This is a genomic window from Ruegeria sp. CRTD044 (assembly GCF_059613485.1).
The window spans coordinates 68,569-83,204 of sequence record NZ_JBXWSP010000002.1 but is presented as its reverse complement, the minus strand read 5'-3'; the positions used below and the strand labels follow the sequence as shown (position 1 = coordinate 83,204).

The following is a 14,636-nucleotide window of genomic DNA, read 5'->3' as shown; positions in this document are numbered from 1 at the left end:
GCCTACTCCTTGCCGATGGCCCGGCGGATCGCATGCCGGAACGCGTTGTCTTCATAGCTGTCGCGCCGCGCCGCCACATGCTGGTCGGGCCGGATCAGATAGACCGCACCTTCCGCGTCGCCCAGATACCGCCGCTTTAGCGCCAGCGTCCGGTCGTCCTTGACCGACAGCGCCAGCCGCTCGACCGTCACACCCTCTTCCTCGATCCTGTCTGGGGCTTCGGCGTCGATGGTCAGCAGGGTGAACTTGCCCGCCAGCTTGGGCAACAGGAACGCATCCCCCAGCGGCGCATCGGGGCAGGGCGAGCCGGGGCGCGTTTCGGCCGGACCATTCAGCGCATCGGCCGAATTCAGCAGCGAGCCGTCATAGGTGCAGGGCACGCTCAACCGCCCGGAATTCACCAGCGGGCGGGCGAACTCATAATGTTCGCTCAGGTCCAGCACCGCGTCGCGCAGGATGCGTGACATTTCCGATTTCGGCGTGATGAAATCAGTCGAGCGGGTGGAGTTCAGGATGTTTTCGTCCGCGCCGTGGATGCGCTCGACATCATAGCTGTCCAGCAGGCTGTCGGGGGCGGTGCCGTCAAGGACCATCTTCAGTTTCCAGCACAGGTTGTCGGTGTCCTGCAGGCTCGAATTGGCCCCGCGCGCGCCGAAGGGGCTGACCTGATGCGCGCTGTCGCCGGCAAACAGGACGCGGCCGTGGCGGAATTTCTCCATCCGGCGGCACTGGAAGGTATAGATGCTGACCCATTCCAGCTCGAACTGGACATCCTCGCCCAGCATCGCCTTGAGGCGCGGGATCACGTTTTCGGGGCGCTTTTCCCGTTCCTTGTCGATGTCCCAGCCCAGTTGCAGGTCGATGCGCCAGACATTGTCGGGCTGTTTGTGCAGCAGCGCCGACTGGCCGCGGTTGAAGGGCGGGTCGAACCAGAACCAGCGCTCGGACGGGAAATCGGCCTCCATGATCACGTCGGCGATCAGGAAGTTGTCCTCGAACACCCGGCCCACGAAATCCAGCCCCAGCATCCGGCGGGTGGGCGAATTGGCCCCGTCGCAGGCGATCAGCCAGTCGGCTTCGACGGTGTACGACCCCTCGGGCGTTTCCACCTCGAGTTTGACGTGGTCGTCATGGGTACCGATCGCCTCGACTTTGTTGCGGCCACGGATCTCGATCGGCGCGCCCTGGGCCTGCAACGCGCGGACCCGTTCGACCATGAACTGCTCAAAGTAGTATTGCTGCAGGTTGATGAAGGCCGGATGGGCGTACCCCTCATCGGGCTGCAGGTTGAATTCATAGACCTTTCGGTCGTCGAAAAACACCTTGCCGGTGTTCCACAGCACGCCCCTGTCCACCATCGGCCGGGCGCAACCCAGTCGGTCGGAGATTTCCAGCGTGCGCTGGGCGAAACAGATGGCGCGGCTGCCGAAACTGACCTTGTCGTTGTCGTCCAGCACCACCACCTCGACGCCCTGCTGGGCCAGGTCGATGGCGGCGGCCAGCCCGACCGGACCCGCGCCAATCACGATCACCTGATGCCGCACCGGGGCGGGGGCATCCTGATCGGGGCTGCGGGCATAGGCATAGAGCGGCTGTTCAAAAATCTTGTTCATGGGCTCTCTCCCCAAGTTCTGTGCGCGTGGCGCACAATCCCTGCCCACCGGCGCGGGGCGCCGATGGCTCTCCTCCATGGTTGCATCGTTTTCAGGCCGGCAACACGATCTGGATCAAGTCGCCGGGCCATTTCTCAGCCCTGCAGGGCCTCCCACATCTCGAGATCGCGCTGGGCGGTCCAGATGCGAGGGGTATCGATGCCGCGCGCCTCGTCATAGGCACGGGCCACGTTGAAGGGCAGACAGTGTTCATAGATGGCATAGTCCGAGAATTTCGGATCGCATTCCGCACGCACTGCGTCCCAGGCCTCTTTCAGGCTGCCGCCGCGCGCCGCCACCTTGGCCGCCGGGCGATAAGTGCTTTCGACGAAATCGCGGGTGTTCTCGATGGCGGCGTTCACCATTTCCTTGCCGACCAGCGCATCGCCGCGCCCCGGCGCGATGGCATCGACGTCGAACCACTGGATCTGATCCAGTGTGTCGCCCCAGTCGCTGAAATGCCCGTCGCCGCAATAGCAGGCCGAGTGGTATTCGACGATGTCGCCGGTGAACATCACGTTCTGGTCGGGCACGTGGATGACGATGTCACCAGCCGTATGTGCCCGGCCCAGATGCATCAGATCGACCCGGCGGTTGCCCAGATAGACCGTCATCGTGTCGTTGAAGGTGGTGGTGGGCCAGGTCAGGCCGGGTATGCTTTCATGCCCTTCGAACAAGCGCGGAAAGCGTTGGAACTCGCTATCCCAGTCCTCTTTCCCGCGCTCGACGACCATGGCGCGGGCCATGTCCGACATGATGATCTGCTGCGCGCCGAAGGCGCTGGCGCCCAGCACGCGGACCGCGTGGTAATGGGTCAGAGCCACATGAGTGATCGGCTTGTCGGTCACCGACCGGATGCAGTCGATCACCTTTTGCGCCAGGCGCGGCGTGGCCTGGGCCTCGACCACCATCACGCTGTCATCGCCGATGATGACGCCCGAGTTCGGGTCGCCCTCGGCGGTGAAGGCATAGAGCCCTTCGCCCACCTCGGTGAACGAGATCTTCTTTTCGGTCATGTCCCCCTGGGACGCGAATGCCTTTGCCATTTGGCGCTCCTTATCGTGCGTATGGGTCTTCAAGGGCGGGCAGCACCGTGCCGGTGCAATCGCCGAAGCCGATCGTGTAGCCATCGCCCCGGGCGGCGCCTTTGAGGGTCAGCGTGTCGCCGTCCTCGATGAAGCTGCGGGTTTCGCCGGTCTCCAGCGTGATGGGTTCCTTGCCGCCCCAGCTGAGTTCCAGAAGCGAGCCGCGGCTGTCCTTCGTCGGCCCCGAGATCGTGCCCGAGCCGAGCAGATCGCCCACGTTCATCGGGCAGCCCGAGGTGGTGTGATGCGCCAGTTGCTGCGCCGAGGAATAATACATTTCCTTGTAATTGGTGCGGGCGATGGTGGACGCCGGTTTGCCCTCGGGCGCCATCGTCACCTCAAGCTCGATGTCATAGAGCATCGGACCACAATCCTTGAGGTGGTCCAGCAGTTCGACCTCACGCGGGGGCGTGTCGCAGCGGAAAGGGTCCAGCGCGGCCTTGGTCACGATCCACGGCGAAATCGAGGTGGCGGTCGCCTTGGCCTGGAACGGGCCCAGCGGCTGGTATTCCCAGGCCTGGATGTCGCGCGCAGACCAGTCGTTCAGCAGGACATAGCCAAAGATATGATCGTCGGCCTCCTGCACGGTGATCGGGCCGTCGGACGGGGTGCCGACTATGGCGCCCATCTCCAGCTCGATGTCGAAACGGCGGCTGGGCAGGAAGGCGGGGCGGTCATGGTCGGGCGATTTCAACTGCCCCCACGGGCGGCGGATATCGGTGCCCGAGACTACCACAGACGAAGCGCGGCCATTGTAGCCGATGGGGATGTGCAACCAGTTGGGTGGCAGCGCGTTTTCCGGGCCGCGGAACATGGTGCCGACGTTGGTGGCGTGGTGCTTGCCCGCATAGAAATCGGTGTATTCGCTGACGGCAAAAGGCATGTGAAAATGGGCCTCGGCCTGCGGAACCAGCAGCGGTTCGACCTTGTCCTGTTCTTTCGACCCTTTCGCCAGCAGGGCGGTCAGCCGCTCGCGCAGCGCGGCCCAGACAGCCGGACCCTGTTCCATCAGCGGGTTCCAGAAGGGCAGATCGAACAGCGGCTCGTCGCCCAAAGTGATCAGCCCCTCGGCCTCGGCGGCGGACACGTCGAGGATCATGTCCCCGATGGCCACGCCGCAGCGCGGCTCGGAACCTGCAGTCGAAAAGACGCCATAGGGCAGGTTGTTCAGCGGAAACGGGTGGTTCGCGTCATTGGCCGAGGCCACCCAGGATTTCATCAATGGCATTGCGTTTCCTTGTGCAGTGCGGTGGCCGTGGGCCACCGGTGTCATTTCTTGCCGGGCGTGCCGTCGAATTTCTTTTCCAGATCCGTCCAGCAATCGATGTAGTCATCCTGCAGCGGCGCCTCGTTCGCGGCAAAGGCGGTCAGGTGCTGCGGGAAGCGGGTCTCGAACATGAAGGACATGGTGTTGTCCAACTTGTCCGGCCCCAGATTGGCGTTGGATGCCTTTTCAAAGGCTTCCTTGTCGGGGCCATGCGGGATCATCATGTTGTGCAGGCTCATGCCGCCCGGCACAAAGCCATGCGGCTTGGCGTCATACTGGCCGTAGATATTGCCCATCAGCTCGGACATGATGTTCTTGTGGTACCACGGCGGGCGGAACGTGTCCTCCATCACCATCCAGCGTTCGCGGAACAGGACGAAATCGATATTCGCGGTGCCCGGCACGCCCGAAGGCGCGGTCAGCACGGTAAAGATCGACGGATCGGGGTGGTCGAACAGGATGGCCCCGACCGGGCAGTAGGTGCGCAGGTCGTATTTGTAGGGCGCGTAGTTGCCATGCCAGGCCACCACGTCCAGCGGGCTGTGGCCGATCTTGGTGGTGTGGAACTGGCCGCACCACTTGATCGTCACGGTCGAGGGCACCTCGCGGTCCTCGAACGCCGCGACAGGCGCCTTGAAGTCACGCGGGTTGGCCATGCAGTTGGCGCCGATCGGGCCGCGGCCCGGCAGCTCGAATTTCTGGCCGTAGTTTTCGCAGACGAAACCGCGGCAGGGACCTTCCAGCACCTCGACACGGTAAACCAGGCCGCGCGGGATGATGGCGATTTCCTTGGGTTCCAGGTCGATGATGCCCAGCTCGGTCGCAAAGCGCAGGCGGCCTTCCTGCGGCACCACCAGCAGCTCGGAATCGGCCGAGAAGAAATAGTCTTCGACCATCGATTCAGTGACCAGATAGATGTGGCTGGCCATGCCGACCTGAGTGTTCACGTCCCCGGCGGTGGTCATGGTGCGCATGCCGGTCAGCCAGGTCAGCGGCTGGTCGGAATGAGGCACCGCGTCCCAGCGGTACTGGCCCAGGCTGATCACGTCTGGATCGACATTCGGGGCGCTTTTCCAATAGGGCAGGTCGATCTTTTCATAGCGGTGGGAATGCTTGACCGACGGCCGGATGCGATAGCACCAGGTGCGCTCGGGCGGGTTGGCGGTGAAGGCGGTGCCGCTGAGCTGTTCGCCGTAAAGGCCATAGTTGCATTTCTGCGGGCTGTTCATGCCCTGCGGCAGAGCGCCGGGCAGCGCCTCGGTTTCGAAGTCATTGCCAAAGCCGGGCATATAGCCTGCGTGGGTGCCAACGGGCGTGCTGGCTTGGGTCAGAGCGTGCGGGTCAGTCGGACGATTCATCGGGGTTCCTCCGTTTGCTGCTTGTCGAATAATAGTTGATTTTGTAACTAACAACCATGACACAGCCAGATTCCTCCGAAAAAGATGACTTCGACCTGCGAAATTTCCTGCCCTTCCTGCTCAACCAGGCAGCCGAGGAAAGCTCGTTGGATTTTCAAAAGGTCTACAAGAACCGCTATGGGATGCTGCGCACCGAATGGCGCGTGTTGTTCCACCTGGGCAATTACGGAGAGATGACCGCCAAGCAGATCGGGGAACGTGCCAAGATGCACAAGACCAAGATCAGCCGCGCGGTGCACAAGCTGGAACAGCGCCGATACCTGCGGCGCACCCGCGACGAAAACGACCGCCGGATGGAGCGGCTGACCCTGACCCCCGCCGGTCTGACGGTGTACCGCGAATTGCGCGACATCGCCCGCGACTATGACGCCCGGCTGGCGGGCATGTTCACCACAGGCGAGGCGGCCCTGTTGCGGATGATGCTGCGGCGGCTGGCCGGGATGGACTGACCTCTGGTAATCTGGCCCCGCAACCCCCAAGTGGGGTGCAGACCAGACGGAGCCCCAAGATGCCATCCACCGACCCCAAAGCCTACGCCGAAAACCTGATCGGATGGTTGCTGGACCGGGGGCTGGAGGGGGCCGAACAGTCGGAAATACTGGAAGGCTATTGCCTGCGGCTTGTGGATGCGGGCGTTCCCCTGATGCGGTTTCACGCCGCCCAGAGCGCCTATCACCCCACTTATGGCGGTACCGGCTTCAACTGGTACCGTGACGAAGGGGGCAGCGTCGAGAATTACGAACACACCGAGGTACCGCCCGCACAATGGGTGAACAGCCCGCTTTACGAGATGCTGCAGACCGGCGCGAAGGAACTGCGCGAGAGGTTGAAGGACCAGAACGAACCCAGCCGGTTTCCGTTTCTCAACGAACTGCACCAGAGGGGCGCCACCGACTATTTCGCATCCGGGCTGGTTTTGCAGAAGGTCGAACCCGAGCGCCGGATCGCGCTGGACCAGATGCCCGAGGGGGTTCTGATGTCTTGGGCGACGGATCACGCCGAGGGGTTCGACGAAATGCATCTGGATCTTATCCGATATGCCCTGCCGCATCTGGGCCTCGCCTTGAAATCGGCCGCGAACCGGAAGATGGCGCAGGATCTGTTGCGTGTCTATCTGGGCGGGGATGCTGGCCACCGTGTACTGTCGGGTGAAATCCGGCGCGGGTCGCTACAGCAGATCGACGCTGTGATCTGGAATTTCGACCTCGAGGGCTTTACCGGCCTGGCCGAACGCCTTCCGGGGTCGGACATCATCGCGATGCTGAACGACTATCTGGCCGTGGCGGTCGAGGTCGTTCAGGGTTGTGGCGGCAATATCCTGAAATTTATGGGCGACGGCCTGATGGCCATGTTCGACGTGGGCGAGATCGACGAGGACGCCCGCGCCGCGCTGGCCGCTGTTGGTGTTCTGCAGACGCGTATGGCCGAGCTCAACGCGGAACGGGCCGCCGCCGGCCTGCCGGTCGCCAATTTCACCCTTGCTCTGCATTCGGGCGAAATCCTGTATGGCAATATCGGTGCTGAAAGCCGGCTGGATTTCACCGTGATTGGCCCGGCGGTGAACCAGGCCGCGCGTATTGCTGGCATGCACCGGTCGCTGGATCGGCGTATTCTGATCTCGGATGACGTGGCCCGCGCCGCTCAGCCCTGCGAACAGGACCTGATCTCGGTCGGGCGCTACATGCTGCGCGGCGTGCCCGAACCCAAAGAGCTGTTCACGATCTTCGCGCCGACGGCTTAGAAGTCGATCTCGACCCCGGGCAAGTTCAGTTCGCGCATCATGTCGCGCAACTCCTGCCGCGCTGCGATGTTCGAAATGTTGAGCTGTTTCACCCCGATATCCTTGAGGTCCAGCAGGGTCAGCCCGCGCGGGAACAGTTCGCGAAAGATCACACGCTCGGAAAAGCCCGAGGCGACGCGGAAGCCGATCCGTTTCGACAGCATCTCGATGGCGCGCTGCATCTTTTCCTTGTTGACCATGCGCTGGGTGCCCACGCGGTTGCGCACCACGACCCAGTCGATCGGTTTCAGCCCGGCCTGCGCCCGCAATTGCCGCGCGTTCCAGACCATCTCGGAATAGACCGAGGGGCCGAGAATCTTTTCGCCCTTCGAGTCGATCCGGGCCAGCAGGTCGAAATCGATGAAACTGTCGTTCAGCGGCGTGATCAGCGTGTCGGCCAGCGAATGGGCCACCTGGCTCAGCCTAGTGTGGGAGCCGGGGCAGTCGATCAGGATGAAATCGCTGTCGCTCTCCAACTCGGCCACGGCAGCGGACAGACGGTGGTCATAGATGTTCTCGCCGGGTTTGAGCTTGCTTGCGTCGATCTCGGGCAGGTCATGGTGGCGCGGGCTGGGCAGTTCCAGCTTTTCCGTGGACAGGAAATTGCGGCGGTTCTCGAAGTAGCGGCCCAGGCTGCGCTGCCGCAGGTCCAGATCCAGGGTGCTGACCTTGTTTCCCAAACGCGCAAGCGCGGTTGCAACATGCATGGAAACCGTCGACTTGCCTGCGCCGCCCTTTTCGTTCCCCACAACGATGATATGTGCCATACCTGTATTCCCAAGTCGCGCCGTGTTTGCCTACACGTTGTTTGAACCCACTATATGTTGTGTGATCCGCGAAGAAAAGCGGTCCTGTAGGGTCTGCGGGACAATATCAGTGTCTAAATTGGATTTTTTCGCGATACCCGCCGCTTGACGCTTGGATGTTGCCAAACGGGGCGTCCGTCGCCACAGTCTGTAAACTGACTTGGACGCAAGGACCCGGTTTGGAGCACGTATTCCTGAACGTATTGAACATCGTTCTGCCGGTGCTGATCTGTGCCGGTGTGGGGTACGGGCTGGCGGTCGCGCGCGCACCGTTCGACAACAAGTTGATCGGCGGGATTGTCTCGAAGGTGGGATATCCGACACTGATCATCTCTCATCTGTCCGCCACCAAGATCCAGATTGCCACGTTTCTGGACATGATGGCTGCTGCTGCCCTCGCCATTGCGGCGTTCGGCGTGCTCGGATTTCTGGCGTTGCGGCTGTTGCGTTGGCCGGTGCGGGCGTTTCTGACCCCGCTGATGCATGGCAATGTGGGCAATATCGGATTGCCGATCACTTTGCTGGCACTGGGCGATGCGGGCATGGCCTATACGATGGCTTTTGTCGTCGTGGTATTGGTGAGTATTTTCACGGTCGGCATGTGGATCCCGGCCGGAGAGTTCTCGGCGCGCAAGCTTGCAACATCTCCGATCATCTATGCGGTTATCATCGCGCTGACGCTGATGGCTACGGGGTCTACCCTGCCGCAACCGATCGCCAAATCCTTTGACATTCTGGGCGGGCTGTCGATCCCGCTGATGTTGCTGACACTGGGTCACACGCTGGCCACGCTTCGGACGGGCAGCCTTGGCCGGGCGGTTATTCTGACAGGTCTGCATCTCGTTCTGGCCGCCGGGATTGCCACCACGCTTGTCTGGCTGTTCGGCTTTACCGGGGTCGAACGCGGAGCGTTGATCCTGTGCTGCCTGATGCCGTCCTCGGTTGCGACATACCTGTTCATCGACCAGCATGTTCCAGAATATGGCCCGGAAGTGGCCGGGTACATCATGGTCTCAACTCTGACGACGATCCTGGTGCTGCCACTCGCCTTGGCCTACTGGATCTGACTTTGCCCAACCAGGAACCGACATCATGATATTGCACTGCGTGTTCTTCACTTTCCGATCAGATGCACCGCAGGGCGCGCGCCGCGCCGTTCTGACCGGCTTGGCCGAGCTATGCGCCGACCTGGAGGGGGTCTTGGCCTTTGAAAGCGGCCCCAATCTCGATTTCGAAGGAAAGTCGCAGGACTATCGCGATGGGTTCGTGATCCGCTTTGCGGATCGACACGCCGTGCAGGCTTACGCCGAACACCCGACACACCGGCGGTTGGGCGGTCAGCTGTGTGATCTGTGTCAGAATGGTGCTGACGGGATCATCGTCTTTGACCTCGACGTTCCGGACGCGCAATAGAAGCGGCCAACGAAGAAGGCCGCCCCCATGGGGACGGCCTTGGAAATTCCGCAAAGGCGCTGGTTCAGAAACCCAGGCCTTCGTACTTCTTCTTGAACTTCGACACGCGACCGCCGGCGTCCATCAGGCGCGACGAGCCACCGGTCCACGCGGGGTGCGAGGAGGGGTCGATTTCCAGGGCCAGCTGATCGCCTTCGGCGCCCCAGGTCGATTTCATCTGGATCACGGTGCCGTCGGTCAGTTTGACGTCGATCATGTGGTAGTCGGGATGGATGTCTTTTTTCATCTTTCCGCTCCTTACGCCTCGGCGCCAGCCTTGGGCTTGTAGTTGGTGACTTCTGCGATACGAGCGGACTTACCGCGACGGGTACGCAGATAGTACAGTTTGGCGCGACGGACGCGGCCACGACGGACAACGGTGATGCTGTCGATGTTGGTCGAATACAGCGGGAACACACGCTCCACGCCTTCGCCAAACGAGATCTTGCGAACGGTGAACGATCCGGCGATGCCGTCGCCGTTTTTGCGCGCGATGCAGACGCCTTCGTAGTTCTGCACACGGGTGCGCGAGCCTTCGGTCACCTTGTAGCCGACACGGATGGTGTCACCGGCTTTGAAGTCGGGGATGTCTTTCCCCAGGGCGGCAATCTGTTCCGCCTCAAGCTGTGCGATCAGGTCCATCGCAGTTACTCCTATCTGCTCGTGGTTGGTCCACGAAGTTGGGCACGATCTGAGAGCTCTTGGTCTTCTCCGGGTCCCGCGATCTGCAGCCCGCCAGAGGTCAGGTCGAATGTTCCTTTTGGTCCGGGTTATTCCACAGCTTCCCTGATCCGAAGAAGGGCAGGTGCGTTCCTGCGATCAACCCAAAACACCAGAGTCGCCCGAAAGGCGGCACCGGATTGCGCCCGTTTAGGGAAGTCGGACGTGTATATCAAGCCCAAATCGCCGGTTTTCAGGCCAAATCGCGGTGGATTTGGTGGGAATCCGCCGTCACTTGTACCGCGGCGTTGCCTTGTGCCGGGGATCGGGCATTCTGGGTCATAATTTAAGGGCGGGTTTAGAGGCAGAGCAACAGGATGAGCAAAGCGATTTTCTGCGTGGTTCTAGCGCTGGCACTGATGTCTTGCGGGCGTCGTGCGCCGGCGCCCCAAATCGTAGACCAACCGATGGTCGCGGGCCTTTCCGGACCTTCGGTTTTGTACCCAGCCTTTGCGGATGCCGACCCGCATGACTGGGAGCGGCGGCGGCCCGAGCACTATCCCGTGCATGGGCTCGACGTCTCGCGCTGGCAGGGACCGATCGACTGGCGTCAGGCCAAGGCCTCGGGGGTCAGTTTCGTGTTCATTAAGGCGACCGAAGGGGGCGACGTGGCCGATCCGATGTTCCAGGATCACAGTCAGGGCGCTCGTGCGGCAGGGGTTCCGTGGGGGGCATATCACTATTACTACTTCTGCCGCCCCGCGGCCGAGCAGGCCCGCTGGTTCATTCGAAACGTTCCACGAGGGGCCGACCTGCCGCATGTGCTGGACATGGAATGGACCCCCCATTCCAAAACCTGCACCCTGCGCCCCGATGGCAAGACGGTGCGGGCCGAGGCGGAAAGGTTCCTCGACATATTGGAGCGACATTACGGCCGCCGGCCGATCGTCTACACCACGGTCGATTTCTACGAGGACACAGGTATCGGACGGCTGCCAAAGACCGAGTTCTGGCTGCGCTCGGTCGCGGGGCATCCGCGCAATGTCTATCCCAAGGCAGTCTGGCGGTTCTGGCAGTATACGGGTACCGGTTTGGTTCCCGGCGTGCAGGGGCGGGTGGACATCAACGCCTTCAATGGCTCGCCTGATATCTGGGCGCGATGGAAGGCGGGCGCACCCTAGTCGTCGGCTTCCCCGCGCGCCTTCAGGTAGGCATCCCACAGGTCCGGGCGGCGCGCGCGGGTAATCTCTTCCGCCATCTGGTGACGCCATTCGGCGATGCGACCATGATGTCCGGACATCAGGATCGGTGGGATCTCGCGCCCGTTCCACTCGGCTGGCCGAGTGTATTGTGGATGTTCCAGCAAGCCGGACGAAAAGCTCTCTTCCTCGGTCGAGGCCTGGTTTCCCAGAACCCCGGGCAGCAGTCGCACGGTGGCGTCGATCAGCGCCTGCGCGGCAATTTCGCCTCCGGTCATGACGAAATCGCCCAGCGAGACTTCCTGGATGCCGTAGTGCTCCAAAACCCGTTCATCAACGCCTTCAAAGCGGCCACACAACAGGGTTATGCCATCGCAACGGGCCAAGTTCTGCATCATGCGCTGATCCATCCGGCGCCCGCGCGGGCTGAGGTAGATCAGCGGCCAGTTGCCCTGTACCCCATCCATCGTGTGATCGATCGCGGCCCCCAGTACATCCGGCCGCAACACCATGCCGGCACCGCCGCCTGCGGGCGTGTCGTCGACATTGCGATGCTTGCCGACCCCGAACTGCCGCAGATCTACCGTTTCCAGTTGCCATAGCCCGTCTTGCAGCGCCTTGCCGGTCAGGCTTTCGCCCAAGACGCCGGGAAAGGCAGATGGGAACAGCGTGATCACCTTGGCCTTCCACACGCCATGCAGGTCCGGCGTGGGCGTCAGCAGCTCACGCGGTTTCAGCGTGGGGCGAATAGCCTTGCGGCCATGTGACTTTGCAGGTTTGTTCGTCATGTGTTCGTGGTCAGGCTGTTTTGGGCGCGTTCGACGATGCGCGCTTTCTGTCTGACCAGCGCCGCCTCGTCCAGCCCCGATCGGTTCAACTCGAGCATTTCGGATAGCGCTTCTCGCGGCAATGCCGGGTTTGACCGAGTGGGCTTGACCAGCAGGGCGGCCTTTTCGGGCGGCAGATCCAGGAACTCGGCAAAAGGTGTTCCGGGGCCAAAGCTGCGCTCACGTAGGTCTTCCAGCCATTCGGTCTGCACTCGAACCGAGGGCAGCCGATCACGAACGGCGTCCGCAGTCTGCTGCAGTGAAGGGAGCTCTTCGAGCCTCTCGCGGAACGTGTCAAAATCCTGCACAAGCCGCGTGCGCTGAAGATCATGGGCCCAGAGGCTGCGGATCCAACTACCGCGCTGGCGCAACGAGAGATAGACGGTGATGTCCAGTTCCGACCCGACAAGCCGGTTGCGCAGCGTATCGACCACGCAGGCGGCCAGATCAGGGGCTTCGGCGTATCCCACAACCAGATTGCGGCTGGGGCGAAGCCCCGAGAAGTTCTCCTCGCTCAGGATCAGCCCGCGCTTTTCCCCGAAATCCAGCGTCGCCAGAAGTTCGCGCCAGCGATTGCCGAATTCGGACAGCGTACCGAATGTCCCATACAGCGAATGGCGCGTGGCGGCTTCGGATAACCCGGATTTGCGGGTGACATAGGGCAGAACCAATGCGTGGCGCGGCCAGATCAGCGCTCGGTTCTCGAACAGAAAGGATTGCGCGGCGGTCGTGCCGGTTTTGTGAAGGCCCAGATGCAGCAGGATGCGCCGCGTCACAGCAGGCCCTCGGGAGGGTCGGCGACGATACGCCCGGCCTCAAGGTCAACTGTGGGTACGGCGGCCTTGGTGAATGGCAGGAATACAGTCGATTTTAGCCCCGGCCCGTGCAGTTCGAGCAGGTCGTCGGCGCCGTGGTTTTGCACCGATTTGACCCGCCCCAACAGGGTTCCGCCGGTGTCATAAACCTCAAGCCCCAAAAGGTCGGCGTGATAGAATTCGTCATCCGGAAGCGATGGCAACTGCTCGCGCCGGGCATAAAGGCGCAGCCCCTTCAGGGCGTCCGCCTGTTCCTTGGTTTCGACCCCGCCCAGACGCGCGGCAAATCCGTTCTTGATCGCGCGTGTGATGATCAGCGGATAGCGCTGGGCGCCACTCTCGTCGGTCAGGGGGGAGTAGGTCTCGATATCCTCGGGTACCGCACAATAGCTTTTCAGGCGGACCTCGCCGCGTACGCCAAAGGACCCGGCGATGCTGCCGACACAGATCAGATCAGTCATTGGGCATTTCCGTTGTCACGCATATTCCACTTTCCCAGACACCGATTTCGCCGCAGGCTTCGCGTTGATTGTTGCGTTCAAAGAACACGCCCACAATAAAGGCGATCAGCAGCAGGATGGGAAGGCGTATCAATCCAAACATGCCACCCTACCGCGTTTCCACCGGCAGGCTGCCGCGGCGGCACTCCCAGCCATGGGTTTCCAGTTCGGGCGTGTCCGAGCAGTCCTCGGGCCAGCCCACGCAGAAATAACCGATCAGCCGCCAGCCTTCGGGCACCGACAGGTCGCGGGCCAGCCGGTCGGGATCGAGGATCGAAACCCAGCCCAGCCCCAGGCCATGCGCGCGCAGCGCCAGCCAGAACAAAGTGACGGCCGAGACCACCGAATAGCGGCGCATCTCGGGCATGGTGCCTGCGCCCAGCCCCTGGCCCTTGTCGGTGGCGTCATCGCAGAACACCGCTAGCTGCACCGGCGCCTCCTGCATGCCCGACAGTTTCAGCTGGCTGTACAGCTGCGCCCGGTCACCGGAATAACCCGCCAGCGCCGCGTCATTGGCCACCATGAAATTCTCCAGCGCCGCGGTCCGGGCCGCTGGGCTTTCGACGCGGATCAAGCGCCACGGTTCGCTCAGCCCCACCGAAGGGGCCAGCTGAAACGCGTCGAGGCAGCGCGTCAGCACTGCCTCGTTCACCGCTTCGGTGCGGAACCGGCGTACATCGCGCCGGAGCCGCATCAACAGATCAAACTGCGTGCGGAAATCTTCGGTGAAAGCCTGATCCTGCACGCGCCCGCCTGTTTACTCTTCTGCAGCAGCAGCAGCTTCTTCTTCGGCCGGAGCGGCAGCAGCCTCTGCGGCTTCAGCAGCCTTGGCGGCTTTCTCTTCGGCGCGCTCCTGGGCCTTCTTGCCCGGGGTGCCCTTCTGAGGGTTGTTGCGCTCGGCTTTTTCCTTGGCGCCGGCGGCTTCCAGCATGCGGGCGATCCGGTCGGTCGGCTGCGCGCCCTGGTCCAGCCAGTACTGGATGCGCTCCATGTTCATCTTCACGCGCTCTTCGCTGTCTTTCGGCAGCAGCGGGTTGTAGGTGCCCAGCTTCTCGATGAAGCGGCCGTCACGCGGCATGCGGCTGTCCGCTGCGACGATGCGGTAGAAGGGGCGCTTTTTCGAGCCGCCACGGGCCAGACGAATTTTCATTGCCATTGTGGTATCTCCTTTGGAT

General features: G+C 62.3%; 18 protein-coding genes. 5 read left to right on the top strand and 13 right to left on the bottom strand.

Translation table 11 applies throughout. From position 1 onward, the window contains the following. Positions 1 to 2 precede the first annotated feature (2 nt). The 4 genes from AC2FNL_RS00690 to hmgA form a co-directional block, all read right to left on the bottom strand. A complete protein-coding gene (locus AC2FNL_RS00690; RefSeq protein ID WP_496831702.1) occupies positions 3 to 1,613 on the bottom strand; it encodes an FAD-dependent oxidoreductase in 1,611 nt (536 codons plus the stop codon). A 134-nt stretch (positions 1,614 to 1,747) separates the two neighbouring features. Beyond that, on the bottom strand, positions 1,748 to 2,698 hold the full coding sequence (locus AC2FNL_RS00685) for an MBL fold metallo-hydrolase (RefSeq protein ID WP_005981205.1): 951 nt from the start codon (positions 2,696 to 2,698) through the stop codon (positions 1,748 to 1,750). A 10-nt stretch (positions 2,699 to 2,708) separates the two neighbouring features. Further along, on the bottom strand, positions 2,709 to 3,965 hold the full coding sequence (gene fahA, locus AC2FNL_RS00680; RefSeq protein ID WP_496831700.1) for a fumarylacetoacetase: 1,257 nt from the start codon (positions 3,963 to 3,965) through the stop codon (positions 2,709 to 2,711). Between the two features lie 41 nt (positions 3,966 to 4,006). Further along, the gene (gene hmgA / locus AC2FNL_RS00675) at positions 4,007 to 5,362 is read right to left on the bottom strand and encodes a homogentisate 1,2-dioxygenase (protein WP_496831698.1); all 1,356 of its coding nucleotides are present in this window, start codon (positions 5,360 to 5,362) and stop codon (positions 4,007 to 4,009) included. A gap of 56 nt (positions 5,363 to 5,418) precedes the next feature. On the opposite strand from hmgA, the gene AC2FNL_RS00670 reads away from it, so the two are divergent. Together AC2FNL_RS00670 and AC2FNL_RS00665 are read left to right on the top strand one after the other, a co-directional pair. Then, entirely contained in the window at positions 5,419 to 5,871 is a 453-nt protein-coding gene (locus tag AC2FNL_RS00670; RefSeq protein ID WP_496831696.1) for a MarR family winged helix-turn-helix transcriptional regulator, read from the top strand. A 59-nt stretch (positions 5,872 to 5,930) separates the two neighbouring features. Continuing rightward, on the top strand, positions 5,931 to 7,163 hold the full coding sequence (locus AC2FNL_RS00665; RefSeq protein ID WP_496831694.1) for an adenylate/guanylate cyclase domain-containing protein: 1,233 nt from the start codon (positions 5,931 to 5,933) through the stop codon (positions 7,161 to 7,163). On the opposite strand, the gene AC2FNL_RS00660 is transcribed toward AC2FNL_RS00665, so the two are convergent. After that, positions 7,160 to 7,969 (bottom strand): division plane positioning ATPase MipZ, encoded by an 810-nt coding sequence (locus AC2FNL_RS00660; RefSeq protein ID WP_496831692.1) that lies wholly within the window; start codon positions 7,967 to 7,969, stop codon positions 7,160 to 7,162. The genes AC2FNL_RS00665 and AC2FNL_RS00660 overlap by 4 nt on opposite strands. 218 nt (positions 7,970 to 8,187) lie before the next feature. Between AC2FNL_RS00660 and AC2FNL_RS00655 the strand changes: the two genes are divergently transcribed. Further along, on the top strand, positions 8,188 to 9,075 hold the full coding sequence (locus AC2FNL_RS00655; protein ID WP_496831690.1) for an AEC family transporter: 888 nt from the start codon (positions 8,188 to 8,190) through the stop codon (positions 9,073 to 9,075). A gap of 25 nt (positions 9,076 to 9,100) precedes the next feature. Further along, the gene (locus tag AC2FNL_RS00650; RefSeq protein ID WP_093965179.1) at positions 9,101 to 9,421 is read left to right on the top strand and encodes a Dabb family protein; all 321 of its coding nucleotides are present in this window, start codon (positions 9,101 to 9,103) and stop codon (positions 9,419 to 9,421) included. A gap of 64 nt (positions 9,422 to 9,485) precedes the next feature. On the opposite strand, the gene rpmE is transcribed toward AC2FNL_RS00650, so the two are convergent. After that, positions 9,486 to 9,707: a 50S ribosomal protein L31 gene (gene rpmE / locus AC2FNL_RS00645; protein WP_093965180.1), complete on the bottom strand. Its 222-nt coding sequence runs from the start codon at positions 9,705 to 9,707 to the stop codon at positions 9,486 to 9,488. An 11-nt stretch (positions 9,708 to 9,718) separates the two neighbouring features. Next, the gene (gene rplS, locus AC2FNL_RS00640) at positions 9,719 to 10,102 is read right to left on the bottom strand and encodes a 50S ribosomal protein L19 (protein WP_093965183.1); all 384 of its coding nucleotides are present in this window, start codon (positions 10,100 to 10,102) and stop codon (positions 9,719 to 9,721) included. A 395-nt stretch (positions 10,103 to 10,497) separates the two neighbouring features. Here rplS and AC2FNL_RS00635 point away from each other — a divergent pair, with 395 nt between their 5' ends. Then, entirely contained in the window at positions 10,498 to 11,301 is an 804-nt protein-coding gene (locus AC2FNL_RS00635) for a glycoside hydrolase family 25 protein (RefSeq protein ID WP_170583174.1), read from the top strand. Here AC2FNL_RS00635 and trmD read toward each other — a convergent pair. The 6 genes from trmD to rpsP are packed head-to-tail and all read right to left on the bottom strand — an operon-like array spanning position 11,298 to position 14,617. After that, a complete protein-coding gene (gene trmD / locus AC2FNL_RS00630; RefSeq protein ID WP_170342744.1) occupies positions 11,298 to 12,107 on the bottom strand; it encodes a tRNA (guanosine(37)-N1)-methyltransferase TrmD in 810 nt (269 codons plus the stop codon). The genes AC2FNL_RS00635 and trmD overlap by 4 nt on opposite strands. Further along, the gene (locus AC2FNL_RS00625; protein WP_170342742.1) at positions 12,104 to 12,922 is read right to left on the bottom strand and encodes a hypothetical protein; all 819 of its coding nucleotides are present in this window, start codon (positions 12,920 to 12,922) and stop codon (positions 12,104 to 12,106) included. Before AC2FNL_RS00625 ends, trmD begins: the two co-directional genes overlap by 4 nt. Continuing rightward, entirely contained in the window at positions 12,919 to 13,422 is a 504-nt protein-coding gene (gene rimM / locus AC2FNL_RS00620) for a ribosome maturation factor RimM (protein ID WP_093965189.1), read from the bottom strand. Before rimM ends, AC2FNL_RS00625 begins: the two co-directional genes overlap by 4 nt. After that, complete coding sequence (locus AC2FNL_RS00615) at positions 13,415 to 13,564, bottom strand: hypothetical protein (protein WP_170342739.1); 150 nt, start codon at positions 13,562 to 13,564, stop codon at positions 13,415 to 13,417. Before AC2FNL_RS00615 ends, rimM begins: the two co-directional genes overlap by 8 nt. A gap of 6 nt (positions 13,565 to 13,570) precedes the next feature. Beyond that, positions 13,571 to 14,206, bottom strand: a complete 636-nt coding sequence (gene bluB, locus AC2FNL_RS00610; protein ID WP_496831686.1) for a 5,6-dimethylbenzimidazole synthase — start codon at positions 14,204 to 14,206, stop codon at positions 13,571 to 13,573. A 12-nt stretch (positions 14,207 to 14,218) separates the two neighbouring features. Next, positions 14,219 to 14,617, bottom strand: coding sequence for a 30S ribosomal protein S16 (gene rpsP, locus AC2FNL_RS00605; protein ID WP_480729139.1), 399 nt, complete (start codon positions 14,615 to 14,617; stop codon positions 14,219 to 14,221). Between the last annotated feature and the right edge of the window lie 19 nt (positions 14,618 to 14,636).